This window comes from Dellaglioa sp. CoH-57-MRSF-19 (assembly GCF_056781975.1).
Genome location: NZ_JBXAXW010000049.1, coordinates 1 through 758, shown reverse-complemented (window position 1 = coordinate 758; position 758 = coordinate 1). Strand labels below are relative to the sequence as shown.

Below are 758 nucleotides of genomic sequence, written 5' to 3'. Positions count from 1 at the left end.
ATCGTCGCACTGTCCGACGCGCGACTCTATATCGTGCGCACCGATTCGGCCGCGTGGAGGCTGAGTGACGCAACCGATACGGTCGCACGCCTCTACGACGCGGCAGGGCATGCGCTGGCCGTCGCTCGCGTCGATCAACACGACCTGTAACCCACTTACCCAAAGGAAAAGAAAATGACGATTACCGCCGCAGTATTTGAAAACGTGTTGCGTGAATACTCGTTGCGTGTCGCAAACACGCAGGGTCAGACGTTCGCGGATATGGCTGACGAACTGTTCCGCGACCTGACCGACGACGAGCGCGCAGCACTCCAAGAGGATGCTTGCTCGCGTATGAGTCGCACGGGCGGGGCTGACCGCGCGGAATTCGACGCCGTAACCCATTACCTAATCGGGCTCGGCACTCTCGAATTCTAATCCGCGTTCGCGATAGGGTTATTGTTGACGGCTCGATTCGGGCCGCATACAATAGGTCTAACGCTAAACACACGGAGTAACACCATGCAATTGGCCGATAAGCAAATCGATTTGATCGTTCATCATTTCATCGTCGCCGCTATCTGGGCGGACGTGCCGGATACCTAAGAATTCGAAGGGGTGCATATTGAAGCTGACGACGAGGCCCGCGCTAAGGTCCGGGCTGGCGTCGTCGCGTTCTACGCGGAACCCGCGGCACTCGTACATGCCGCGCTGAGCGCGCCGGGCTACGTGGACGCATGCGCGCAAGACTTCGGCGGGGAACGTCGGGACGAATGGCC

1 protein-coding gene is annotated in these 758 nt (G+C 59.1%); it reads left to right on the top strand.

Features of this window, described 5'->3' with window-relative positions; translation table 11 throughout:
• The first annotated feature begins 174 nt into the window (after positions 1-174).
• On the top strand, positions 175-417 hold the full coding sequence (locus AC1RO3_RS08105) for a hypothetical protein (protein WP_481763946.1): 243 nt from the start codon (positions 175-177) through the stop codon (positions 415-417).
• Positions 418-758: the final 341 nt, after the last annotated feature.